This window comes from Mycobacterium sp. D16R24, assembly GCF_002013385.1.
Lineage (GTDB): Bacteria > Actinomycetota > Actinomycetes > Mycobacteriales > Mycobacteriaceae > Mycobacterium.
In genome coordinates this window covers 131866-155409 of the sequence record NZ_MAEV01000017.1, presented here as the reverse complement: position 1 = coordinate 155409, position 23544 = coordinate 131866, and the positions used below count along the sequence as shown (strand labels likewise).

General features: G+C 64.0%; 21 protein-coding genes. 14 read left to right on the top strand and 7 right to left on the bottom strand.

Annotated features, from left to right (window positions below; genetic code table 11):
* Window positions 1–188: 188 nt before the first annotated feature.
* Genes B4383_RS16130 through B4383_RS16105 form a run of 6 tightly spaced genes read left to right on the top strand, consistent with a single transcriptional unit; the run spans window position 189 to window position 6265 of the window.
* Window positions 189–1448, top strand: a complete 1260-nt coding sequence (locus B4383_RS16130) for a cytochrome P450 (protein ID WP_078291885.1) — start codon at window positions 189–191, stop codon at window positions 1446–1448.
* A 23-nt stretch (window positions 1449–1471) separates the two neighbouring features.
* Window positions 1472–2533, top strand: a complete 1062-nt coding sequence (locus B4383_RS16125; RefSeq protein WP_078291883.1) for an acyl-CoA dehydrogenase family protein — start codon at window positions 1472–1474, stop codon at window positions 2531–2533.
* 9 nt (window positions 2534–2542) lie between these two features.
* Window positions 2543–3706, top strand: coding sequence for an acyl-CoA dehydrogenase FadE29 (fadE29, locus tag B4383_RS16120; RefSeq protein ID WP_078291882.1), 1164 nt, complete (start codon window positions 2543–2545; stop codon window positions 3704–3706).
* A 35-nt stretch (window positions 3707–3741) separates the two neighbouring features.
* Window positions 3742–4686: an OB-fold domain-containing protein gene (locus B4383_RS16115; protein ID WP_286143824.1), complete on the top strand. Its 945-nt coding sequence runs from the start codon at window positions 3742–3744 to the stop codon at window positions 4684–4686.
* A 50-nt stretch (window positions 4687–4736) separates the two neighbouring features.
* A complete protein-coding gene (locus tag B4383_RS16110; RefSeq protein WP_176126458.1) occupies window positions 4737–5108 on the top strand; it encodes a MaoC family dehydratase in 372 nt (123 codons plus the stop codon).
* Window positions 5109–5110: 2 nt separating this feature from the next.
* Window positions 5111–6265, top strand: coding sequence for a lipid-transfer protein (locus B4383_RS16105; RefSeq protein WP_176126460.1), 1155 nt, complete (start codon window positions 5111–5113; stop codon window positions 6263–6265).
* Window positions 6266–6270: 5 nt separating this feature from the next.
* On the opposite strand, the gene B4383_RS16100 is transcribed toward B4383_RS16105, so the two are convergent.
* On the bottom strand, window positions 6271–6957 hold the full coding sequence (locus B4383_RS16100) for an Rv3717 family N-acetylmuramoyl-L-alanine amidase (RefSeq protein ID WP_078291877.1): 687 nt from the start codon (window positions 6955–6957) through the stop codon (window positions 6271–6273).
* Between the two features lie 221 nt (window positions 6958–7178).
* On the opposite strand from B4383_RS16100, the gene B4383_RS16095 reads away from it, so the two are divergent.
* Window positions 7179–7937: a hypothetical protein gene (locus B4383_RS16095; protein WP_078291875.1), complete on the top strand. Its 759-nt coding sequence runs from the start codon at window positions 7179–7181 to the stop codon at window positions 7935–7937.
* A 9-nt stretch (window positions 7938–7946) separates the two neighbouring features.
* Here the strand turns inward: B4383_RS16095 and B4383_RS16090 are convergent, their stop codons facing one another.
* Both B4383_RS16090 and kstD read right to left on the bottom strand, forming a co-directional pair.
* Window positions 7947–8804 carry a MaoC/PaaZ C-terminal domain-containing protein gene (locus tag B4383_RS16090; RefSeq protein ID WP_078291873.1) on the bottom strand — a complete coding sequence of 286 codons (858 nt, stop codon included), beginning with the start codon at window positions 8802–8804 and terminating at the stop codon, window positions 7947–7949.
* Window positions 8805–8814: 10 nt separating this feature from the next.
* Window positions 8815–10494 (bottom strand): 3-oxosteroid 1-dehydrogenase, encoded by a 1680-nt coding sequence (kstD, locus tag B4383_RS16085; RefSeq protein ID WP_078291935.1) that lies wholly within the window; start codon window positions 10492–10494, stop codon window positions 8815–8817.
* Window positions 10495–10591: 97 nt separating this feature from the next.
* Between kstD and B4383_RS16080 the strand changes: the two genes are divergently transcribed.
* From B4383_RS16080 to B4383_RS16050, 7 genes are all read left to right on the top strand, one after another.
* Window positions 10592–12232 carry an FAD-binding protein gene (locus tag B4383_RS16080; protein WP_078291870.1) on the top strand — a complete coding sequence of 547 codons (1641 nt, stop codon included), beginning with the start codon at window positions 10592–10594 and terminating at the stop codon, window positions 12230–12232.
* Entirely contained in the window at window positions 12225–13010 is a 786-nt protein-coding gene (locus tag B4383_RS16075; RefSeq protein WP_078291867.1) for a 2-keto-4-pentenoate hydratase, read from the top strand. The genes B4383_RS16080 and B4383_RS16075 overlap by 8 nt, the downstream gene beginning before the upstream one ends.
* Window positions 13011–13038: 28 nt before the next feature.
* Window positions 13039–13935 carry an acetaldehyde dehydrogenase (acetylating) gene (locus B4383_RS16070; RefSeq protein ID WP_233146595.1) on the top strand — a complete coding sequence of 299 codons (897 nt, stop codon included), beginning with the start codon at window positions 13039–13041 and terminating at the stop codon, window positions 13933–13935.
* Between the two features lie 2 nt (window positions 13936–13937).
* The gene (gene dmpG / locus B4383_RS16065) at window positions 13938–15017 is read left to right on the top strand and encodes a 4-hydroxy-2-oxovalerate aldolase (protein ID WP_139360817.1); all 1080 of its coding nucleotides are present in this window, start codon (window positions 13938–13940) and stop codon (window positions 15015–15017) included.
* A gap of 451 nt (window positions 15018–15468) precedes the next feature.
* Window positions 15469–18567, top strand: coding sequence for an AAA family ATPase (locus B4383_RS26685; protein WP_078291863.1), 3099 nt, complete (start codon window positions 15469–15471; stop codon window positions 18565–18567).
* Window positions 18568–18590: 23 nt separating this feature from the next.
* Window positions 18591–18842, top strand: a complete 252-nt coding sequence (locus B4383_RS16055; RefSeq protein WP_078291861.1) for a hypothetical protein — start codon at window positions 18591–18593, stop codon at window positions 18840–18842.
* Window positions 18843–18848: 6 nt separating this feature from the next.
* Window positions 18849–20765, top strand: coding sequence for an AAA family ATPase (locus B4383_RS16050; protein ID WP_078291859.1), 1917 nt, complete (start codon window positions 18849–18851; stop codon window positions 20763–20765).
* Here the strand turns inward: B4383_RS16050 and mnhG are convergent.
* From mnhG to B4383_RS16030, 4 genes are read right to left on the bottom strand one after another with little or no spacing between them, the layout of a single operon-like run.
* Entirely contained in the window at window positions 20762–21088 is a 327-nt protein-coding gene (gene mnhG / locus B4383_RS16045) for a monovalent cation/H(+) antiporter subunit G (RefSeq protein ID WP_078291857.1), read from the bottom strand. The genes B4383_RS16050 and mnhG overlap by 4 nt on opposite strands.
* Window positions 21085–21378: a monovalent cation/H+ antiporter complex subunit F gene (locus B4383_RS16040; protein WP_078291855.1), complete on the bottom strand. Its 294-nt coding sequence runs from the start codon at window positions 21376–21378 to the stop codon at window positions 21085–21087. The genes mnhG and B4383_RS16040 overlap by 4 nt, the downstream gene beginning before the upstream one ends.
* Entirely contained in the window at window positions 21375–21953 is a 579-nt protein-coding gene (locus tag B4383_RS16035; RefSeq protein WP_078291851.1) for a Na+/H+ antiporter subunit E, read from the bottom strand. Before B4383_RS16035 ends, B4383_RS16040 begins: the two co-directional genes overlap by 4 nt.
* Entirely contained in the window at window positions 21950–23542 is a 1593-nt protein-coding gene (locus tag B4383_RS16030) for a Na+/H+ antiporter subunit D (RefSeq protein ID WP_078291931.1), read from the bottom strand. The genes B4383_RS16035 and B4383_RS16030 overlap by 4 nt, the downstream gene beginning before the upstream one ends.
* Window positions 23543–23544 lie beyond the last annotated feature (2 nt).

Sequence of the window (23544 nt, the reverse complement as noted above, 5' to 3'; positions counted from 1 at the left end):
ACCTCACGGTAGAACACGTTTCAGTCTGGAAGCAATGAGAACGTGTTCTCACCCCGCGCACCACGTTTTGTCTGCGCTGATCGTGTGCTTCAATGGGGCTAGAGAGTGTCGTAGCTCACTCGGCTCTCACTAGATGCTCTAACCAGATCGTCCCTGAAAGATGCCCCGAAAGGCCATAGGAGTTCAACGTGGTGCACCCCAGCCTTCCCGCCGGATTCGACTTCACCGACCCGGAGATCTACCGCACTCGCCTGCCCATTGAAGAGTTCAAAGAGATGCGGGCTCACGCCCCCGTCTGGTGGAACGAGCAGCCCGACGGCGTCGGCGGCTTCAACGATGGCGGCTACTGGGTTGTCTCCAAGCACAAGGATGTCAAGGAGGTGTCTCTGCGTAGCGATGTCTTCTCCAGCTGGGAGAACACCGCGTTACCGCGTTTCAACGACGACATCGCGCGCGAGGATATCGAGCTGCAGCGCTTCGTCATGTTGAATATGGACGCACCGCACCACACCCGGTTGCGCAAAATTATTTCCCGTGGTTTCACTCCGCGGGCGATTGGCCGCCTGCGTGACGAGCTGAATGAGCGGGCGCAACAGATCGCCAAGACCGCGGTGGCGAGCGGCACCGGTGACTTTGTTGAGCAGGTCTCGTGCGAGCTGCCGCTACAAGCGATTGCTGGGTTGCTCGGCGTTCCGCAGGAGGACCGCGGCAAGCTCTTCAACTGGTCTAACGAGATGACCTCGTACGATGACCCCGAGTACGCGCACATCGACGCTAAGCAGTCGTCGATGGAGATTCTGGCTTACTCGATGGAGATGGCGAAGCACAAGGCCGAGAACCCCGGCGAAGACATCGTGACCACGCTCATCAACGCCGAGGTCGAGGGTGAGGGCAAGCTCTCCGATGACGAGTTCGGCTTCTTCGTGATCATGCTGGCGGTGGCCGGAAACGAGACCACTCGGAACTCGATCACTCAGGGCATGATGGCCTTCACCCAGTTCCCGGAGCAGTGGGAGCTGTACAAGAAGGAGCGTCCGGAGACCGCAGCCGATGAGATCGTGCGCTGGGCGACGCCGGTTACCTCGTTCCAGCGGACTGCGCTGGAGGACACCGAACTGTCCGGTGTGCAGATCAAGAAGGGGCAGCGCGTGGTGATGATGTACCGCAGCGCCAACTTCGACGAAGAGGTCTTCGAGGATCCGTTCAGCTTCGACATCATGCGTAATCCCAACCCGCATATGGGATTTGGTGGCAGCGGTGCGCATTACTGCATTGGTGCAAACCTGGCGCGCATGACCATCAACCTGATGTTCAACGCTATCGCCGATCACATGCCGGACATCGTCTCGGCTGGCGAACCGGAGCGGCTTCGCTCGGGCTGGCTCAACGCGATCAAGCACTGGCAGGTTGATTTCACCGGCGCCAGCGGCTGCCCGGTTCTGCAGTAGCTTTTCAAAAGGAAACGAGCATAATGGATTTCGCTTTCGCGGAGGAGCAGTACGCTGTCTCTGACGTGGTCGAAGCGGTGCTTGCCGACCGTGAGTTCATCGGTGTGGTGCCCGGGATCGGATACGACGAAGACACCTGGCATGCCTTGGCTGTCAATGGGGTACTGAACCTGGCGCTGCCCGAACGGCTGGGCGGTGACGGGCTGGGCCTCGCCGAGGTATCGGTGGCGCTGCGGGTGCTCGGGAAGCATGGCGCCCTGACACCCGTGCTGGCTACGCTCGGATTCGGGGTGGTACCCCTGCTGGAGCTGGCCTCCGAGCAGCAGCAGGATAGGTTCCTCGATGGCGTCGGCGCCGGTGGAATCCTGACGGCGGCTCTGGATGAGCCCGGGTCCGCGTTACCTTCGTCGCCCTCGGTCTCTGCCGTGCGCGACGGGTCCGCGCTGGTGTTGAACGGCCGTAAGATCGGCGTTCTGCATGCGGCCGAGGCGAATTGGATACTTGTCACCACCGACAATGGCGTCGTCGTGGTGGCACCCAACACTCCGGGTGTGACGATCGCCCGGACGCCGACCGCCAGTAAGGCCGCCGAATACGCGGTGACATTCGCCGACGCATCGGTGCCCGATTCGGATGTGTTAGCGGGATCTGTTGAGCGCGTGAACCAGCTCGCCCTGGCGGCGATCGGGTCCTACGCGGACGGATTGGTCTCCGGCGCCTTGCGACTGACGGCCGATCATGTGTCCAACCGGGTGCAGTTCGGCAAGCCGTTGGCGACCTTCCAGGCGGTTTCGCAGCAACTGGCGGACGTGTACGTGGTCTCGCGGACATTGAACCTCGGTGTCACCTCGGCGGTGTGGCGTCTCTCGGCGGGTCGTGACGCGACTGAGGATTTGGACATCGTCGCGTTTTGGATGGCCTCGGAGGCGCAGCGAGTCATGCAGATCTGTCACCACCTTCATGGCGGTCTCGGCGTCGATATCACGTACCCGATGAACCGTTACTACTCGACGATCAAGGACCTGAGCCGCCTGGTCGGTGGGTCCTCCGAGCGCCTGGACGTTCTTGCCGCGGCGCAGGTTTAGGAGCCAGTGATGTTGATTGACCTCACGCCGGAACAGGCGAAGTTGCAAAGCGATCTGCGACAGTATTTCTCGAACCTTGTCACCGCCGATGAGACCCGCGACATGATGGTCGACCGTCACGGATCGTCCTACGAGGCCGTTGTGCGCCGGATGGGCCAGGACGGCTGGCTCGGTGTCGGTTGGCCCAAGGAATATGGCGGACACGGATTCGGTCCGCTGGAGCAGCAGATCTTCATGAATGAGGTCATGCGTGCCGACGTGCCGATGCCCCTGGTTACGCTGCAGACCGTCGGCCCGACCCTGCAGAAGTACGGCACCGAGGAGCAGAAGAAGAAGTTTCTGCCCGGAATCCTGGCAGGTGAAATCCATTTCGCCATTGGGTATACCGAACCGGAAGCCGGGACTGACTTGGCGTCCCTGCGTACCACCGCGGTGCGCGACGGCGACCACTACATCGTCAACGGGCAGAAGATCTTCACCACCGGCGCGCACCAGGCCCAGTACATCTGGCTGGCTTGCCGCACCGACCCTGATGCACCAAAACACAAGGGCATCTCGATTCTGATCGTCGACACCAAGGACCCCGGCTACTCGTGGACGCCGATCATCACCAATGATGGCGCGCACCACACCAACGCCACGTACTACTCCGATGTGCGGGTACCGGTGGACATGCTGGTGGGCGAGGAGAACTTGGGCTGGAAGCTCATCACCACCCAGTTGAACCACGAGCGGGTTTCGCTGGGCCCATCCGGGCGGATCGCGGGCATGTACGACCGCGTCTACGAGTGGGCCGCCAAGCCCGGGCCCGATGGTGTGGCGCCGTTGGCACATGAGGATGTGCGTCGAGTCCTGGGTGAGATGAAGGCCGTATGGCGGCTCAACGAGCTGCTCAACTGGCAGGTGGCCTCATCGGGCGACGACATCAGCATGGCCGACGCCGCTGCCACGAAAATTCTTGCCACCGAATGGATTCAGAAGCTTGGTCGGCTGAGTGAAGGCGTTGTGGGTCGCTACGGCGATCCCGCTGACGCGAACACCGCAGAGACGCTGGAATGGCTTGATGCACAGACCAAGCGCCACCTGGTGATCACCTTCGGTGGCGGCGTGAACGAGGTGATGCGCGAGATGGTGTCGACAGCAGGACTGGGCACGCCCAGGGTTCCGCGGTGACGAGCGACTTGCGCGAAGAACAGGTAGATATGAGCGTGGTTGATATCCAGGAAGGCTTCTCCAGGATCAAGGCCGACGGCCCCAGCGCCCCGCGTTTGGCGCGGGATCCGGTGAACCAGGCCATGATCAACAACTGGGTCGAGGCGATGGGCGATCGCAACCCCATCTATGTCGACGAGGAAGCTGCCCGCGGGGCGGGTCATCCCGGCATTGTCGCGCCGCCGGCCATGGCGCAGGTGTGGACCATGGCGGGGTTGTACGGCGAGCGCTCCGGAGATGACCCGTTGGGCCGGGTCATGGAGCTCCTGGATGCGGCGGGCTACGAGTCGGTGGTCGCCACCAACTATGAGCAGATCTATCACCGCTATCTGCAGCTGGGTGAGCAGGTCACCACCACCAACGAGGTGACCGAAGTCTTCGGGCCGAAGCAGACGGCGCTCGGCGAGAGCTGGTTCATCAACATCCACGCCGAGTGGCGTGTGGGTGATGAGCTCGTCAATGAAATGAACTGGCGCATCATGAAGTTCCGCCCGGGCGCTAAGAAGTCGGCCAACGTACCGAAGGATCTCGATCCGTCGAAACTGATGCGTCCGTCCTGGTCACGAGACAGCGCGTACTTCTGGGAGGGAATCGCGGCGCACGAGCTGCGGCTGCAGGAGCGTCCCGACGGTTCGCTGCAGCATCCGCCGGTGCCTGCGGTGTGGCAGGACAAGGACGCTGCGATCGCGTATCAGGTGGCCAGCGGCCGCGGCACGGTGTACAGCTACGTGGTGCATCACGCTCCTCAGGTGCCCGGTCGCACATTGCCTTTCGTTATCGCGCTGGTGGAGCTTGATGAGGGTGTTCGGATGCTGGGCGAGCTTCGAGGGGTGTCGCCCGACGATGTTCAGATCGGGTTGCCGGTTCAGGTGACCTATCTGGACTTTCCGGCCGATGGCGAGAGCCCGGCGTGGACTCTGTACGCATGGGAGGCAGCGTGAGCATCGACGAGCAGCTCGCGCCAAGGGCGCAAGCAGAAGTCGGCGAGAAGCTGCCGGAACTGAAACTCGAAGGCACTCCGACGTTCATTGTGTCGACAGCGCTGGCGACACGTGACTTCCAGGACGTGCATCACGATCGGGATCTGGCGCAGGCCAAGGGATCAAAGGATATCTTCATCAACATCCTGTCCGACACCGGTCTGGTCGAGCGGTTTGTCACCGACTGGGCCGGGCCTTCTGCGCGCGTGAAATCGATTTCGTTGCGGCTGGGTGTGCCGTGGTACGCCTACGACACCACTGTGTTCACTGGTGAGGTAACCGCCGTCGAGGACGACGTGGTGGAAGTGGATGTGGTGGGCAACAACAGCCTTGGTGCGCACGTCACTGCCAAGGTTACGCTGACGATCGGAGCAAGCGCGTGAGCTTGTCGGGTAAGGCCCACATCGCCGGTATCGGCGCCACCGACTTCTCGAAGAAGTCGGGCCGATCCGAGCTGAGGCTGGCGGCCGAGGCGGTGCTCGATGCGCTCGACGATGCGGGTCTGGCACCGTCGGAAGTCGACGGTTTGGTGACCTTCACCATGGACTCCAACCTCGAGACCGCCGTTGCTCGTTCGACCGGTATCGGTGAGCTCAAGTTTTTCAGCCAGATCGGTTACGGCGGCGGGGCCGCTGCGGCGACGGTGCAGCAGGCCGCGTTGGCGGTTGCTGCCGGTGTCGCGGAAGTCGTTGTGGCATATCGCGCATTCAACGAGCGCTCGGAGTTTCGGTTCGGTCAGGTGATGGCCGGGCTGAGCTCGACCGCCGACTCGCGAGGTGTGGAGTACAGCTGGTCGTACCCGCACGGGCTGAGCACGCCCGCGGCCTCGGTGGCGATGATCGCTCGCCGGTACATGCACGAATATGGGGCCACGAGTGCCGATTTCGGCGCGGTGTCGGTGGCGGATCGTAAGCACGCGGCCACCAATCCGAAGGCATTCTTCTACGGCAAGCCGATCACCATCGAGGACCATCAGAACTCGCGGATGATCGCAGATCCGGTGCGGCTGCTGGATTGCTGTCAGGAGAGCGATGGCGGGGTGGCGATCGTGGTGACCACGCCCGAGCGAGCGAAGGATCTCAAGAACCGGCCGGTGGTCATCGAGGCCGCTGCCCAGGGTTCCGGTGAGGACCAGTTCACCATGTACTCGTACTACCGCGACGAGCTCGGACTGCCCGAGATGGGGCTGGTCGGTCGGCAGCTGTGGGGTCAATCAGGCTTGACTCCCAACGATATTCAGACCGCGATCCTGTATGACCACTTCACCCCGTACACGCTGCTGCAGCTCGAGGAGTTGGGCTTCTGCGGTAAGGGTGAGGCCAAGGATTTTATCGCCAACGGCGCCATCGAGCTGGGGGGCAAGCTGCCCATCAACACACATGGCGGTCAGCTCGGCGAGGCCTACATTCACGGTATGAACGGCATCGCCGAGGGTGTGCGTCAGCTGCGGGGCACGTCGGTCAACCAGGTGCCCAACGTTGAGCATGTCCTGGTCACCGCCGGCACGGGTGTGCCGACGTCCGGCCTCATCCTGGGGTAATCGACTCAGCTCAGGAACCTGGCTATGCCCTGGGCGATCGCCGCTGCCAGACGGGCTTGGCCATCCGAGCTGGACAGCATCGCGGCGTCGTCGCTGTTTTTCATGTTCCCGCACTCGATGAGGATTGCCGGGTACTGCGCCAGGTTGAGCCCGGCAAGGTCGGAACGCCCATAGAGACCACCGTTTCCACGGTAGGTCGACGGCTGGAATCCCGAGGTCTTGAGCTGATCGCGCATGGTGCTGGCCAAGCGCAGCGACGGACCACCCTGCGCTTCGTTGATCGGCGGATTCGAGTAGTTGACGTGAAACCCCTGGCCGTCCCGGGGGCCGCCATCGGCATGAATGCTGACAATCGCGTCGGGCTTGAAGGAGTTGCCGGTCGCGGCCCGCTGGTCGATGCATGGTCCGAGTGCGTTGTCATTGCCGCGGGAGAGGGCGGTGCGCACACCGGCCCCGGTAAGGGCCTGGCGGATGTGCAACACCACATTCCAGTTGAAGGTGTGCTCAGGAAAGCCCGCGTCGGTTGCGGTGCCGCTGGTCTGGCACTCCTTGGTGCGCCCCCGGCCGTCACTGACCTGCCGGGTGATCGAGCCATCGTTGGCGCCGTTGTGGCCGGGATCGAGGAAGACGATCTTGCCCGCGATGGGAGATTGGGCATGAGCCAGGGCGGTACTGGAGAGCATGGCCGGCATGCTCAACAAGACGGGCACGGTCGAGGCGTACTTGAGGACATCGCGTCGCGAGAGGCAGCGGGACCGCTTGGCGGGACCGCACGGGGAGGTCTGCACGCGGGAAAGGTATGTCCCGAACCTGGGGTATGCGACTCGGACATGTGGCTCGATTGAACTGTGACCGAGACGAGACCGTATCGCAGTCACAGCTTTCTGACAGAAATCCCGGCAATGCTTGGCCGATGATCTACCGGGAGACCTCCACCGCTGCGGGCGTGCTGACCCGTCTGCGCACGGACGTCGCCGAGACCTTTCGGCCGCCACGGCGCTGGCTCGAAGGATTGGGTCTGAACCTGGCCCTATCGATCGCTTACCTGATCATCTGGCAGCCGATCGCCGAACACGGACGCAGGCGCGACTGGGCGCTGCTCGTTGGCACCTACTTCGCCATGTTCATCTTTGCCGATGTGTCCGTGACCAACATGCTCGGTCTGGATGCCGATCGAGTCAGGTACGCGCTGCGAGGTCATCGGTCGCTGCTACATATCTTGCTGGTCAAGAACATCGCACTGTTTCTCGTCGCCGGGCTACCGACACTCGTGCTGACGGTTTTTCCGACCATCCACCGGCAGCAGGCAACCCAGACAGCGATCACCGTGCCCGATGTCGCCGTGCACATCGTGAGCTGGCTGGGCCTGGGCAATCTGGTGTCGGTGCTGCTGCCCATGGTGGCCCGGCCGCTGCTGATGCGTTGGCGGCAACGGGGCGACCTGTTGGTCACCGCGCGATGGCTCCTTTATCTGGCCCTGCCGTATGGCGTCTACTACCTCGTGGCGCCCGTGGGAGGTATTCCACGGGCCATTTTCGGGCGCAACGTCTTCCACGCTATGCCGCTTACCGAGCGGTCCCTCATGGAGCTCGGGTTGGGCGTCGCGGTCTGGAGCATCGGCACCGCGCTCGCGCTAGGTGTGAACCGCTACCGCGGAATACGCTGGTACTAGCCGGTTGGGCTACTTGTAGGTGAGCTCCACGTCGGCGAGTGCCGGGGCGTCCTCGCGCTCGGCGACGACGGCAGAGATCAGCAGCGTGCCGTCTTCCTTCCAGATGCGGGTCTTGAGCGTCTCTCCGGGGAACACCACGCCCGCGAACTTCGCGGCGTACGAGGTCACCCGCGATGCGTCCCCGTCGAGCGCAGCGTCCACCGCTGCCTTGCACACCACGCCGTAACTGCACAGTCCGTGCAGGATCGGGCGGGGGAATCCTGCCGCCGCCGCAAATGCGGGGTCGGAGTGCAGCGGATTGCGGTCTCCGCAGAGCCGGTACAGCAGCGCCTGCTGCGGCAGGATGTGCGTCGAGACTTCGAGGTCGGCGGGACGGGACGGAGCCTCTCCCGCTGAGGACGGACCACGCTCGCCGCCAAAGCCGCCCTCGCCGCGTGCGAAGATCGACCGGCGGATCGTCCAGAGAGGCCCCTGGTCATCGGAAGTGGTCGTCTCCGTGACGATGACAGCCGCCTTGCCCTTGTCCCAGATCTCCACGATCTTGCCCTCGGAACGGGCAGAGCCCGACGGCGGCAACGGCCGGTGCGCGGTCACCTGCTCGGTACCGTGCAGGATCTTGGCCAGGTCGATCTCGATACCCGGGAACGACACCTTGGGCGGCTCGACCGCGTGGAAACCGGAGGCCACGGTCGCGAACGTCGGCAACACCTGCGGGGCCTTGTCCTGCAGGTAGCGCAGTTCGGTCTCGCTTACTGGATCGGAACCAGCCCCGATTGCCAGGTGATACAGCTGCACATCGGAGGCGGTCCACGAGAATTCGGCGGGCTCGACGGCAGCGCCCAGGGCGATATCAACATTGATAGGCATGACCCAGACCCTACTTTCCGGCGATATCGAGCGCCGCGAGGTAACCCCACGTCATGGCGGGGCCAATGGTGGCGCCGGGGCCGGCGTAGGTGTGACCCATTACCGGAGTGCTGACATTGCCTGCGGCGTAAAGACCTTCGATGACGCTGTTGTCATCGCGCAGCACCCGGCCCTGCACGTCGGTGCGCACGCCACCCTTGGTGCCCAGGTCGCCAGGCACCATCTTCGCCGCGTAGAAGGGGCCCTTCTTGAGCTCGCCCAGATTTGGGTTCGGCTTGTTGGTGGGGTCGCCGTAGTAGCGGTCGTAGGCACTCTTACCGCGGCCGAAGTCCTCGTCGGTGCCACTGCGGGCGAAGCCGTTGAACCGTTCGACAGTCTGGACCAACGCGTCCACGGGCAAATTTGTCAGTTCCGCCAACCCCTCGATGGTGTCGGCCTTGACGATGACGCCCGACTCGATCCACTTACTCGGAATCTTTTGTCCCGGCTGCAATCCGGCGAAGATGTACCGATTGCGGTATTCCTGGTCGAAGAGCAGCCACGCGGGCAGGTTTTCGCCCGGACCGGGGCCCTGGCCGTACTCGCCGCCATACATGCGATGGGTGGCCTCCACGTAGGGCAGTGACTCATTCATGAATCGCTTACCGGACGCGTTGACGATGATCGACCCGGGGGAGTTGCGCTCGGACAGGGCGAACCACGGCCGGCCCACCAGTGGAACAGTTGGGCCCCACCATGAGTCCTCCATGAACTCCAGTGCAGCGCCCAATTTTTCGGCTGCCAGGATGCCGTCGCCGGTATTGGCCTTGGCGCCGACGGTCCAGTCGGCGGTGATGGGGGCACGCTGGTACTTCACGCGCATCTGCTCGTTGTGCTCGAATCCACCGGAGGCCAGGATGACGCCCTTGCGCGCCTTGATGACGGTCGGCTCGGAAGCCTCTGCGGCGCCCGTCTCACGTACGTAGACGCCCTTGACGGTGCCGTTCTCGATGTACAGATCGGTCAGCGCGGTGTTGAGTTTCACCGGAACCCCGGCATCGCGCAGGCCGATACGCAGCGCTGCCGACAGCGCCCGTCCCATGCCGACGAGCTTCTTGCCGGTGCCCTGCGCCCAGAAGGTGCGCACGCCCACCCGCAGGCTGCGCAGCACACCGCGCGGGTGGCGCTTGAGCTGGTTCAGCCGTACGTAATCCTGCTGGCGCACGACGACATTCAGCGGAACCTTGCCGTATGGCGGCTCCAGGTTGGGCAGCTCGTCGCCTAGCTTCTTGGCATCGAACGGCTTGGGCTCCACCGAGCGGCCGGCCGAGCGTCCACCCGGGGCCTCGGGGTAATAGTCGGAGTAGTTGGGCACCCAGTCGAGCTTCAGCGGCGAGTTCGCCAGCACGAACGAGAGCATCTCCGGGCCGCGATCCAGGTAGGTGTCGATCTTCTCGCGGGGGACGACGTCGCCGATGATGTTGTAGAGGTACTCGCGGGCCGCCTCCGGGGTGTCGGTCTGGCGGGCCTTCTTGAGCACCTCGTTGTTGGGGATCCAGACGCCGCCGCCGGAACGGGCGGTCGATCCACCGAAGTGGGGGGCCTTCTCGATCAGCACGGTGTTCAGGCCGTTGTGTGCCGCGGTGAGCGCCGCAACCATGCCGGCGCCACCACTTCCGACGACGACGACGTCGTACTCCTGCTCAGTCATGTAGAACACGTTATAGAATTGAAGCGGCCCGGCGCTACCGGCGCTGGCCTGTGGTTTCACCGCCCGGACACATTGATGTTGCGGTGAAAACAGAAACTTGTTGCTGTTTTGGCTATATGACGGTGAGGGAGGCCCAGTGCCGGGTGATGTCGAGGCGCCTTCCCCGGATGTCGTCATCGTGGGATACGGGGTGGCGGGGGCGTCGGCAGCGCTGGCCGCGCGGGAGCGCGGGGCATCCGTGGCGATCCTGGAGCGATTCGACGGTGGTGGAGCTTCGGCCATTTCAGGGGGCATTTACTACGCCGGTGGCGGCACCAATGTCCAGCGCGACGCGGGCGTCGAGGACACCCCGGAGCTGATGCTGGAGTATCTGCGGCTTGAGGTCGGGGATGCGGTGAAACCGGAGACGCTGCAGAAATTTGTGGACGGCAGCGTCGCCACCCTGGATTGGCTGCAAGGTTACGGAGTTCCGTTCGAAGGTTCGCTGGCCCCGTTCAAGACTTCGTACCCCACGAACGACTACTACCTCTACTTTTCCGGTAGCGAAACCTCTGGCATGGCGCGGGCTGTTACCGCGCCCCGTCAGCGGGGGCATCGAGCGTTCGGTCGGGGCGTATCCGGCAAGGCGTTGTTTGCGCCGTTGGCGGCCTCCGCGGAACGTTTGGGCGCCGAGGTGTGGCGGCAGACCCGGGTCACCGGGCTGATCGTCGAGGACGGTCGCGTCGTCGGGGTGCGCGGGGTAACGCTGAAGAACGCGCCGAAGTGGGTCCAGCGCGCGTACTCGCGGCTCACGCACTATGCGACCAAGCCGGGTATTTACTACCCGCCGATGCGAAAGGCGTTGGAGGGGCCCGCCTATGCGTTGGAGCGCCGGTTCGCCAAGCCGTATGAGATCCGCGCTAACGACGGGGTGGTGCTGTCTTCCGGTGGGTTCATCGCCAATCGTGAGCTGGTAGAGCGGTATGCCCCGGCGTACCGGGACGGGTTGCAGCTGGGCACTGCCGGTGACGACGGCACCGCGTTGAAGCTCGCGGAGCCGTTGGATGCGGCCACGGGGCACCTCGATGAGATCTCGGCGTGGCGTTTTATCGTGCCGCCTGCCGCGTTCCTCGGCTCGTTGTTGGTGGATACCAAGGGCCAGAGGATGGTTGACGAATCGCGATATGGTGCCGCGCTCGGTAAGGCGATTGTGCGGAAGGCCGGCGGGGTTGGATATCTGGTAGCGGACAAGGAGTTGGTGAAGCGGGCTCGTCAGCAGCTGGGTTCGCAGACGCTGTGGTTCCAGCGAATACAAGCAGAAGCGTTTCTCAACGTCGGGCGCAAGAAGGCCGGATCCATTGAGGCGTTGGCGGCCAAGGCGGGTATCGATCCAGAATTGTTGGCGCGCACCGTATCCGAACACAATCGCGCCATCGCGGACGGCACCCCCGACCCGTTCGGGAAGCCCGACGACATCCGAGTCCCCATTGAGCAGGGACCGTTCTATCTGTTCAACGTGTCGATCAAGACCAACATGCTGAATCCGTGTCCGATGCTGACTCTTGGCGGGCTGGTCGTTGACGAGGAGACTGGTGCCGTGCAGACCACATCGGGCGCGGCGATTCCGGGGCTTTATGCCGCCGGACGCGCGGCGGTGGGTATCTGCTCCAATTCGTATGTGAGCGGATTGTCCCTGGCCGACTGCGTCTTCTCCGGACGCCGGGCCGGGACCGAGACTGGGAGACACATAGATGCTTAGTTCCGACGTTCGCGAGGCCATCGCCGCAGATCTGGCAGATGCTGAGCGCACCCGGGTGGCCATCGCGCCGCCCACCGACACCTACCCGGATTTCGGTGTGGTCGACGCCTACGAGATCCAGCTCATGAACATTCGCTCCCGCCTAGCGGACGGAGCCAAGGTCGTGGGGCACAAGGTGGGCCTATCGTCCGAGGCGATGCAGAAGATGATGGGTGTCCACGAGCCGGACTATGGGCACCTGTTGGCCGATATGGAGCTGTTTGAGGATGTCGCGGCTTCGGCATCCAAGTTCCTGTTCCCGCGGGTGGAGGTGGAGGTCGGATTCATCCTGGCCGCCGACCTGCCTGGTGAGGACTGCACCGAGGATGATGTGCTGGCGGCCACGGCGGCATACGTGCCATCGATTGAGGTGGTGGATAGCCGGATCACCAACTGGCAGATCAAGATCTGCGACACCATCGCCGATAACGCCTCTTCGGCCGGGTTTGTGCTTGGCAAGCAGCGTGTTTCGCCGAAGGACATCGACATCAAGTCGATCGACGCGGTGCTGACCTGCAACGGCGAGAAGTTGGCCGAGGGCAGAAGCGATGCGGTGCTAGGCAATCCGGTGACCTCGGTGGCATGGCTGGCACGCAAGGTGGCCTCGTTCGGGGTTCGTCTGCGGGCCGGAGATGTGGTGCTGCCGGGTTCGTGCACACGCGCGTTTGACGCGCATCCGGGGGATGAGTTTTTGGCCGAGTTCGCCGGACTTGGTTCGGTCCGACTGGCTTTCGAGTAGAGGAGATATGGTGGACAGGCACCCTAAAATTCAGGCAGCGATCGTCGGTTCGGGAAACATCAGCACCGATCTGCTGTACAAGTTGCAGCGGTCCGAGTGGCTGGAGCCACGGTGGATGATCGGCATCGACCCCGAGTCCGAAGGTCTCAAGCGCGCCCGCGGCTTCGGTCTGGAAACCTCGCATGAGGGGGTGGACTGGCTGCTGGCGCAGGACGAGAAGCCCGATCTGGTGTTTGAGGCGACGTCGGCATACGTGCACAAGGCCGCCGCGCCGCGGTACGCGGAGGCCGGGATCCGGGCGATCGATCTGACGCCTGCCGCCGTGGGTCCGGCCGTGGTGCCGCCCGCGAATCTGCGTGCGCACCTTGATGCTCCGAACGTCAACATGATCACCTGCGGCGGACAGGCGACGATTCCGATCGTCTACGCGGTGTCCCGCGTCGTCGAGGTTCCTTACGCGGAAATTGTCGCCTCCGTCGCCTCTGTCTCGGCGGGGCCGGGCACACGCGCCAACATCGATGAGTTCACCAAGACGACCTCCCGGGGTGTGGAGGTTATCGGCGGAGCCAAGCGCGGTAAGGCCATCATCATCCTGAATCCGGCCGATCCGCCGATGATCATGCGCGACACCATCTTCTGTGCGATTCCGGAGGACGCGGACCGGGATGCGATCGCCGCGTCGATCCACGATGTGGTGAGCCAGGTGCAGCAGTACGTGCCCGGGTACCGGCTGCTCAACGAGCCGCAGTTCGACGAGCCGTCGGTGGTCAACGGCGGCAACCACGTCGTCACCACCTTCGTCGAGGTGGAGGGTGCCGGTGACTTCCTGCCGCCGTATGCCGGGAACCTGGACATCATGACCGCGGCCGCGACCAAGGTCGGCGAGGAAATCGCCAAAGAACTTCTATCAGCGAAGGTTTCGTAATAATGGGCTCGGACACCAGCGCTCAGCTTTTGGGCACCGACGGCATCTTCTTCGACGCCGCATGGGATGTGCGGATCACCGACACGTCATTGCGTGACGGCTCGCACCACAAGCGGCACCAGTTCACCGCCGATGAGGTGCGGGCGATCGTCGCAGCCCTTGACGGTGCCGGTGTGCCGGTCATTGAGGTGACGCACGGTGATGGTCTTGGTGGATCGTCGTTCAACTACGGGTTCTCGAAAACCCCTGAGCAGGAATTGATCAAGCTCGCCGCGGAGACCGCGACGAACGCCAAGATCGCGTTCCTGATGCTGCCTGGTGTGGGCACCAAGGAAGACATCATCGAGGCGCAGGGTAACGGTGGGTCCATCTGCCGTATCGCCACCCACTGCACCGAGGCTGACGTATCTCTTCAGCACTTCGGGCTGGCGCGCGAGCGAGGGCTGGAAACTGTTGGCTTCCTGATGATGTCGCACACGATCTCACCGGAGAAGCTGGCCAAGCAGGCCCGGATCATGGCCGACGCCGGATGTCAGTGCGTCTACGTGGTCGACTCCGCGGGCGCGCTGGTTCTCGATGGGGTGGCGGACCGTGTTGCCGCTGTCGTGGCCGAATTGGGATCGGATGCTCAAGTAGGTTTTCATGGGCACGAGAACCTGGGGCTCGGCGTCGCCAACTCGATCGAGGCGGTGCGCGCCGGCGCCAAGCAGATCGATGGCAGCACGAGGCGCTTCGGTGCCGGTGCGGGCAATGCTCCGGTGGAGGCGTTGATCGGCGTGTTCGACAAGATCGGTGTGAAGACGGGTATCGATTTCTTCGATATCGCCGACGCCGCCGAGGAGGTTGTGGCGCCGGCGATGCCGGCCGAGTGCCTGCTGGACCGCAATGCGCTGATCATGGGCTACAGCGGCGTGTACTCCAGCTTTCTCAAGCACGCCATCCGGCAGGGTGAGCGATACGGCGTGCCCGCGCACCAGCTGCTGCACCGCGCCGGTCAGCGCAAGCTCATTGGTGGGCAGGAGGATCAGCTCATCGATATCGCGCTGGAGATCCAGCGGGAGAACGCCGACAAGACGTCGTAGTCGCAGCGCCTGCCAGGGGGCGCTCGTGCCTCTCGGGACCTCCGCAAGCGCATCGATCGTGTACGTGGCGTGACCAGCCGAGGACGTCCGCCCATCGGATTCTGGGTGGCCGACGGTTAACGCGGGTTTTCGTGGCGTCGCGCAACGTGCCGACGCCCAGCGGACAATCGTGGCGGTATGAAGATCGCGTCGGCAAGCGCTGCGGTGGCTTAGCCAGTTCGCGCTGATTGATCCTGAGACCGACCCGCAGGCCCTGCGCGGTGGTTACCGCCGAGATCGCGCCGGTACGGGATCACCCCGAAGGCTGCGAGGACATTGCCATCTCCCTTAAGCTGCTGGTTGAGTGCGGGGGTTTATTTGGTTGGGTAACCAGTCTTGGTACCTGTGCGCTAGCAACTGAGTACGATCGAGCTTTACGACGGTTTGGCGATTGAGGAAGGGGAGGGGGACGTTGCCCAAGCAGGATCGTGGTGCACCGGCCCGTCCTCCGTGGCTGCCCGAAGAAGACGAACAACGAGGGTTTCTCCGTTCGTTGAGGCGCAAGAAGCGCAACGCGGACGAGGTCGAGTCCAACGATGACTCGTTAACTCACGAGAGCGAACGCGCCTCCGCTGCCCAAGCTCCTGCACAGAAACCGATCGCCGAATCGGTCGCACCTTCAGTTGAGGAGCGCTCTACCGTCGCGCCCCGTGACGAAAAGGCCAACGGCGGCATACCGGTGACCAACGTCTCGAAGTACTACACCCCACCGCGCGCGACCGAATCACCCGATCAACAGCCGCTGACCGTCGAGCCGAAGGTGACTGCCCAGACGCCCATTTCTGAGGCGCCTCGGATCGTCACGAGCCCTATTCCTGAGATGATGCCCGAGCCGCGGCCGCTATCGCAGGCAGCACAGCCGCCGACGCCTCCGCCTAGCGGGCCCCCAGCAACCCCCATGCCAGAGCCCGCCGCTCCTGAGGCCGCCGCTGACGAGCAGTCACCTACCCCACCTGCGGGCGAAGCGCCCTCGGAGATCGTGCCTTCAGACGAACCGGTGCAGGTGGCCCCAGGGTCGGAGGAGGCGAGCCTACCGGTAACCACCGCCGATCAGCGTGGTGCGGCGTCCGGCGGCACAGACCCGTTCTCGCGTTTCAGCCTGCTCGAAGCGCAGCTGCGCCAGATGAGCCTCGATGAGAGCATCACCGACGCCGAACTCGAACGTCATCGGCGCCATGCGGTACCCGAATCTGAGGCTGCGCCCGCTGCCGAGGCCCCCGGGGCTCTCCGCTTCACACTGCCAGAGGCGGTCGATGATGCCCCCGATGTCGTCGCGGACGTGGGGGAGCAAGGGCAAGTACCGGAGGACGTGCACGCCGCTGAGCAGGTCCCCGGTCCTACGCTCCGTTTTACGGAGCCCGAAGCCATCGATGATGCCCCCGAACCGATCGTCGGGGCTGTTTCCGATACGGCCGAACCCGAGCCCATCGACGGGGCAGCGCCGGATGACGAGCCCGCACGGGTTCCCTCAGAACCGGAGCCACCCGCAGCGCTCACCGCCGATTTCGTGCCCCCAGTATCGGAGCCGAACGCAGATATCGTCGGCGATTTGGTCTCGCAGACTCCGGTTGTGGAGGAGTCAACCCAGGTATCCGAAGAGCCCTCTCAGGTAATCGAAGAGCCTGCGGAACCAGAAGTACCGGAGCCTCCGGTGGCTGCCCCCGAGGTCAATGACGTCGACGCCCGAGCGGCCGCATTGCTGCAGCGCATCGAAGCCAAACGTGCCGAGCTCAATGAGGAACTGGCTGCGCACGATGCTGCCGACCTGGAAGCGCCTGCCCCCGAGCCTGAACCCGCGCCGTTTGTGCCGATGATGGCGCCGTGGGCTGCCGTGCCGGAACCGGTGGTCGATACATCCGGATCCCCCGACTCCGGGGGTGCGGAATTCGGTGTCGGTGCCGAAGAACTCGCTGAGAAGGAAACAACGGCCACGGCAGCGCCCGACCTTGAGGGGTTTGCGCCCCTGGTCGACGAGGACATTGTCATCGACCTGCCGGCCGTGGTGTTCGAGGAGACGTCCGCTGCCCCCGAGCTTGAGGACGTCGAGGCGTCGGCAGACGAACGTCAGGACGAGTCGCAGGTTCCGGCGGCACCTATCGAGCCCGAGCCCATTTCGGACGATGCCGCAGCGGAAGACGAGCCAGGTCACCCCGATGTGCCTCAGTCGCGGGAGATTCCCCCGGCGATACAGCCGACTCCTGCGGTGGAACCGGTGCAACCCGCCTACTACGTGCCGCCGTCTGCCCCGCAACAGCCTGTTCCGCCGCGGCCTGGACTCGACCAGCAGCATGCGGCTCAGGCTCCGCCGGGATGGAACCCGCGTCAGCCTTACCCCGGGCAGTGGTCGCAGGGCGCCCCCCAGGCGCCGCAACCCTATGGTGGACAGCAGCTTCCGCAGCAGCCACCTCCGCAGCCCACTAGTGTTGAGGGTCAATGGCAATGGGTGCCGCAACAGCAGCAGCCACAGGCACCTCAATCGCCCGGGCCGCAAGACCTGCCTCCGGGCTACTTGCCGCCACCGCAAGCCGCGACGCCTCCTGCCAACTACCGTGCGCCGCAGGCTTACCGGATGCCGCCCTCGCTCGACGAGGCGGAGGTTATCAATCGTGGTCGTTACGCGCCGCGATCCGGCTGGCGCAAGGCGGTGCACAGGTCCACCGGCGGCCGTGTCAATCCAGGCGACTCCCGGAAGGATCGTGAACAGGAACAGCTACTGGCCAGCATTCGGCAGCCAATTCTCGGCGATTACCGCATCGCAGTGCTCTCTATCAAGGGTGGCGTCGGAAAGACTACCACCACACTGGGATTGGGCTCGGCATTCGCGACGATCCGTACCGATCGGATCATCGCTGTGGACGCTAACCCCGACCGTGGCACCTTGGCTGAACGGGTGCGCGACCATTCGACACAGTCCACCGTTCGGGATCTTCTCAACGATCGGAACATCAGAAGTTACGCCGACGTGCGCAACCACACTCGGATGGCGACCAGTCGTTTGGAAGTACTTGCCAGTGAACAGGATCCGGCAGTTTCGGAGGCTTTCGGCGAGGTCGACTATCGCAATACGATCGACATACTGCAGCGGTACTACAACATCATCCTGACCGACTGCGGCACGGGAATCATGCATTCGGCGATGGCAGGGGTGCTCGATCTTGCGCACACCATTGTGTTGGTGAGCTCACCGGCCATGGACTCTGCTCGAAGTGCCTCGGCTACTCTTGATTGGCTTATGCAGCATGGACATTCGGCGCTGGTGCGCGAGGCCCACGTCGTCTTGAGCGCCTCGCGTCCAGGATCTGCGGGGATCAAGCTAGACAAGGTTTATGAGCATTTCGAGGCACGTTGCCGGTCTATTCACATGATCCCGTTCGATCCGCATCTCGCCGAAGGCGCTGATGTCGACTTCAATCTGCTCAATGCGGATACCAATGCCGCGTACCTGAAGCTGGCCGGTGCTATCTCGGAGAGTTTTCCGCGACTTCGCATGCGCGGCGACGAGCAGCGATAAGACGAAAGAGGCAGGACAGCAGGATGGTTGACGCTAGGGACGCCCAGCGGGTTCTTGACGCCGGTGTGCTCTCGCTGGGTGGTCCAATTGACGGTCTGGAAACGGATCGTGATGTCGACTGCGCCAAGCTCACGCCGTTCGAAACAGGGCTGTATGCCAACAGCGAGGAACATGGGGCAGCAGTGAAAGAGCTCGACGAGGACTCGCTGCGCCGTATCGGAGCCCCGGAGATGCGGGCGGCTCTCGATAATGTGCCCGGAATGATGGCGAAGTGATCTGACATGGCTGATTCAAACGACAACGCACCCGATTCGCCGCCACCGAGCGGCCCATGGCGTGAGCCCATTGCCGATGGACTGGGGGGTGGAGAGACCAAGGGCAATCCGTTCCGTCGATCCAAGAGCCCGAACCAGGAATTCGTGCCGCCGAGCGCCGACTACTTTCCGCAACCGACGCTCAAGCCGCCGCCCGCGCTGCCGAAGGCCCCCAAGCTCTCACGGCGCCAGCGGAACCATCAGCGTCCGATGAATCCGATCTGGGAACCAGACCCGCTGAGCGCTTACGGCATGCCGCAGTACCAGAATCCGGCGCCCCAGGCTCCACCGCAGGGGTACGGTGCGCCGGCTCAGCAGCCGCCACAGAACTACTACGGGCCGCCGCCGCAGAACTACCATGTCCCGCCGGCGCCCCCTGCCCAGCCACCGGGGCCCGCGGCCCCGGTGGAACCCTACGCACCTGCCGCACCCCCTCCCGCGCCCGAGCGGGCAAGCCAGCTACCGGCATGGCCCGCCTCCGCGGTGGTGCCCGAGCCGCACGCCGCGCCGCCTCCGGTCGAACAGCCTCCGGTCCGGGAGGAAGAAGAGGTGACCAGGGACGAGGAGCCGAGGGTGGAGGCGCCCACTGCACAGCCGCAGGTGCCCCCGCCCGCACCCGTAGCCCCGGCGCCGGAACCGCAGACCCGGCCCGACGACGTGTCCTCGATGATTCCGGACGGCATGACGCCGTGGGGTGGACAGGCGCCCCAAACACCACCCGCACCAATGCCACCCGCGGCGTCGTGGGCAGCACAGCCGCCGCTTGCGCCCCCGCCCGCGGCCGCACCACCCCCGCTCGCGGCGTTCCCCCGAGCGGACTGGAGCGCGCCGGCCGCACCACCACGGGCGCCCTTTGTTCCGGGTCAGACTCCGTTCACCGCTGCGCGTCCTGAAGCACCTGTGTATCGGTCGGCGCCGCAGCCGCCGCAGCCAGCACGACCGCAGGGGCCCAGCCACGACCAGCTTGGTCTCATCAGGTCGGTCAAGCCGCTGCCGAGGAGCGGGTGGCGCAAGGCCGTTCACCGGCTCTCGGGTGGCGCGATCAACCCCGGAGAGTCTTCGGATGAATCGCATCGCAGCGAGCTAATCGACCGAATCAACCTTCCTGTCCGAGGGGACTACCGGATCGCCGTGTTGTCCTTGAAGGGTGGCGTGGGTAAGACCACCACTACGTTCTCGTTGGGTGCCACTTTCGCCTCAATGCGTGGCGATCGTGTGATCGCCGTCGATGCGAACCCGGACTTCGGGACGCTTGCTCAACGCGGTCCGGATGAGACACGTTCAACTGCACGAGATCTGTTGCGTGATCCGGATATTCACCGATACTCCGATGTACGCAGGCACACCTCGCAGAGCGCGAGCCGGTTAGAGGTACTGGCCTCCGAACGTGATCCTGCGGCATCCGAGTTGTTCTCCGAAGCCGACTACCTCGCGGTGATGCGGATCCTGCAGCGGTTCTACAACATCATCCTGACCGACTGCGGCACCGGACTAATGCACTCGGCGATGGCGGGCGTGCTGGGGGAGGCCAATGCCATCGTCCTGGTGACGTCACCGGCCATCGACGGCGCGCGCAGCGCCCTCGCCACCCTGGATTGGCTTGATCACCACGGGTACTCGCACCTGGTGCGGCAATCTGTGGTGGCTATCAGCTCGTCGCGACCGGGTGCTTCCTCGATCGACCTGGAACAGCTGAGCCGACATTTCCTGACGCGGGCCAGGGCGGTGCACATCGTCCCGTTCGACAACCATCTGTCGGAGGGGTCGGAGATCTCGTTGGATCTGATGGGCAAGAAGACCCGGCTGGCGTTCATGGAGCTGGCGGCCTCGGTGGCCGATGGCTTCTACGAGGGTGGAAACACCCGGCAGGCGAGTTGGAGCTAACGCTCCAGTTCGTCTGTCGTCATCAGATCGTCGCGGACGCTGCGCTCGTGATACGCGAGCCGTGCCACCCGGTGTGCGACTACCGGGGCGGTGATGATGGTGAACAGCCCGCCGAGCACGATCATGCTGACATCGGCGTGCCCGCGAAGCCGCAGCGCGGTACCGGCCAGGACCAGTAGCAGTCCCAGCACCTGCGGCTTGGACGCGGCATGCATGCGGGCCAAGGTGTCGGGAAATCGCACCACGCCGATCGCCGCGGTCAGGGCCAGTACTGAGCCGCACAACACCAGCGCACCGGAGATTCCATCGAGAAAAGTGTTCATTGCGGCTGCCTCCTCTCGTCGCGGGGGTCGATCGCGGTGTCGGGCACACGGAATCGCGTCACGCTCACCGAACCGAGGAAGCTGATCAAGGACAGCGCGACCATTCCATACAGCACAGTGGAATCCAAGCTGTACGCAGCCCATGCGGCCAGTGCGCACATGGTGACGGCCACCAAGGTGTCTACGGCGACGAGTCGATCCAAGGTGTTGGGTCCGGCGAGCAGCCGGTACATCGTGACGGTGGCCGCGGCGATGAGCAGCACCGCGGTGATATGCCATACCAGGCTCATAACCCCTCCCTCGTCTCGGACTCGTCGACGGTGTTGTCCTCGGGGTGCCAGTCAGCATCGCGTTCAAAGGCCGCGATGAAAAGTTTTTCCAGTTGCCGTAACTGGGAGTAAAAGCTCGCCACGGCCTTCGGTGAACCCACATCCAGCACGTGCACATACGCCAGTCGGCGTTCTTGGTCTATCTCCAGGACCACCGATCCGGGGATGATCGTCAGCGTGTTGAGTAGCAGCGCCATCACCAGATCTGATTTCACCGAAAGCTGGGCTCGCAGTACGGCACTCAACGGCGGCAGGCCCGGTCTGATCGCCAGCCACGCCACCTGCAGACTCGACAGCACCATGTAGTACGCGACGGTGAACGCAAGCCGGATCATCGACACCACATGCAGACGGCCCTCGACCGGCAGGCGCGGCATCGGTAGCAGAACCGTGATGACCAGAGCCACCAGTAATCCGGTAATGGTGTTGGCGACAGAGAAATTGCCCCATAACATTGTCCAGACCAGCACCAGCCATACCAAAATCCAAGCCCGCAAGATGATTTCGAGGGGGCCGTACATCGCCAGGGTTTTCATCGCGGGCCACCCCCGAGGACGGCGCTGATGTAGACCGTGCGGTCACGGACCTCGGCCGCGGCCCGCTCGCTGATCCCAATGATGGGTCCGGCGAAGATGGTCAGTGCCACCCCGACTGCGATCAATCCCAATGTGGGCGCCAGCATTCCGGCCGGCATCCGGCCCACGTCGGCGCGGTCCACGAAGGCAATCTCTTCACTGTCGTCAAGAAGCGCGGACGGTGACGCGGCAGCAAGGTCGCCCTCTGGTGCATCGGCGCGCGGTCGCCAGAATGCCTTGGTCCAGACGCGGGCCACCGCATACAGGGTCAGCAGACTCGTGATCGTGCCCCCGGCCACGAGGGTCCACGCCAGCACCGAGCCCTGCAGCGACCCCGCCTCCAGGAGTGCGACCTTGCCGATGAAACCCGAGAACGGTGGGATGCCGGCCAGGTTCAACGCGGGGACGACGAATGCGAAGGCCAGCACTGGGCTCGCCGCGGCGAGCCCACCCAGACGATTCAGCGATGATGCCCCGGCCTGACGTTCGATGAGTCCCACTACGAGGAACAACGTCGTCTGCACGATGATGTGGTGTGCCACATAGAAAATAGCGCCGGACATACCGAGCTCGTTGGATAGCGCGATGCCGAAGATCATGTACCCGATATGGCTGACCAGGGTGAAAGACAGCAGTCGTTTGATATCGCTCTGCGCGATGGCACCCAGGATGCCGACGATCATGGTGAGGAGAGCGGCCACCAGCAGCACCGTGTTCAGCACACCGCCGGGGAACAACAGGGAATGTGCGCGAATGATGGCGTACACGCCCACTTTGGTGAGCAGGCCAGCGAAGACTGCCGTCACAGGTGCGGGCGCGGTGGGGTAGGAGTCGGGTAGCCAGGTCGATAGCGGGAAGACGGCCGCCTTGATGGCGAAGCCCACCAGCAGCACCGCGAAGATCGCCATCCGGGTACCCGAGGGGATGCCGTCTGCGCGGACGGCGATTTCGGCCATGTTCAAGGTGCCGGTCGCCGCATACACGAAGGCGATACCCAATAGGAAGACCACCGAGGACATCATCGAGACCATCACGTACGAGATGCCCGCACGCACCCGGTCGGCACTGGCCCCGATGGTCAAGAGCACGAAGCTGGCGGCCAGCAGCACCTCAAAACCGACGTACAGGTTGAACAAGTCGCCGGCCAGGAAGGCGTTGCATACGCCGGCCGACAGCGCCAGGTACGTGGGCATGAAGATGGACACCGGCTGGCGCTCGTCGCCGTCACGGATACCTTGAGCCGCCGCGTACAGCACGACCGCCAGCAGCACGATGGCCGAGACCACCAGCATTAGGCCCGAGAGACGATCTACGACAAGGGTTATCCCGAGAGGTCCCAGTTTCTCCTCGGTGGGTCCCCAGCCGCCTACGGCCAACGCGAAAGTGCCGTCGCGATCGGCGAGGTATAGCAGCGCCGCGCAGACGCCGAGCACCGTGGTCAATGCGGTGACGGTGATCAACAGCTGTAATCGCGGGCGACGGCCCGCGATTAGAGTTAACGCGGCCGCCGCCGTCGGGATGAGGACCGGGAGCGGTGTGAGAACGGCCATGG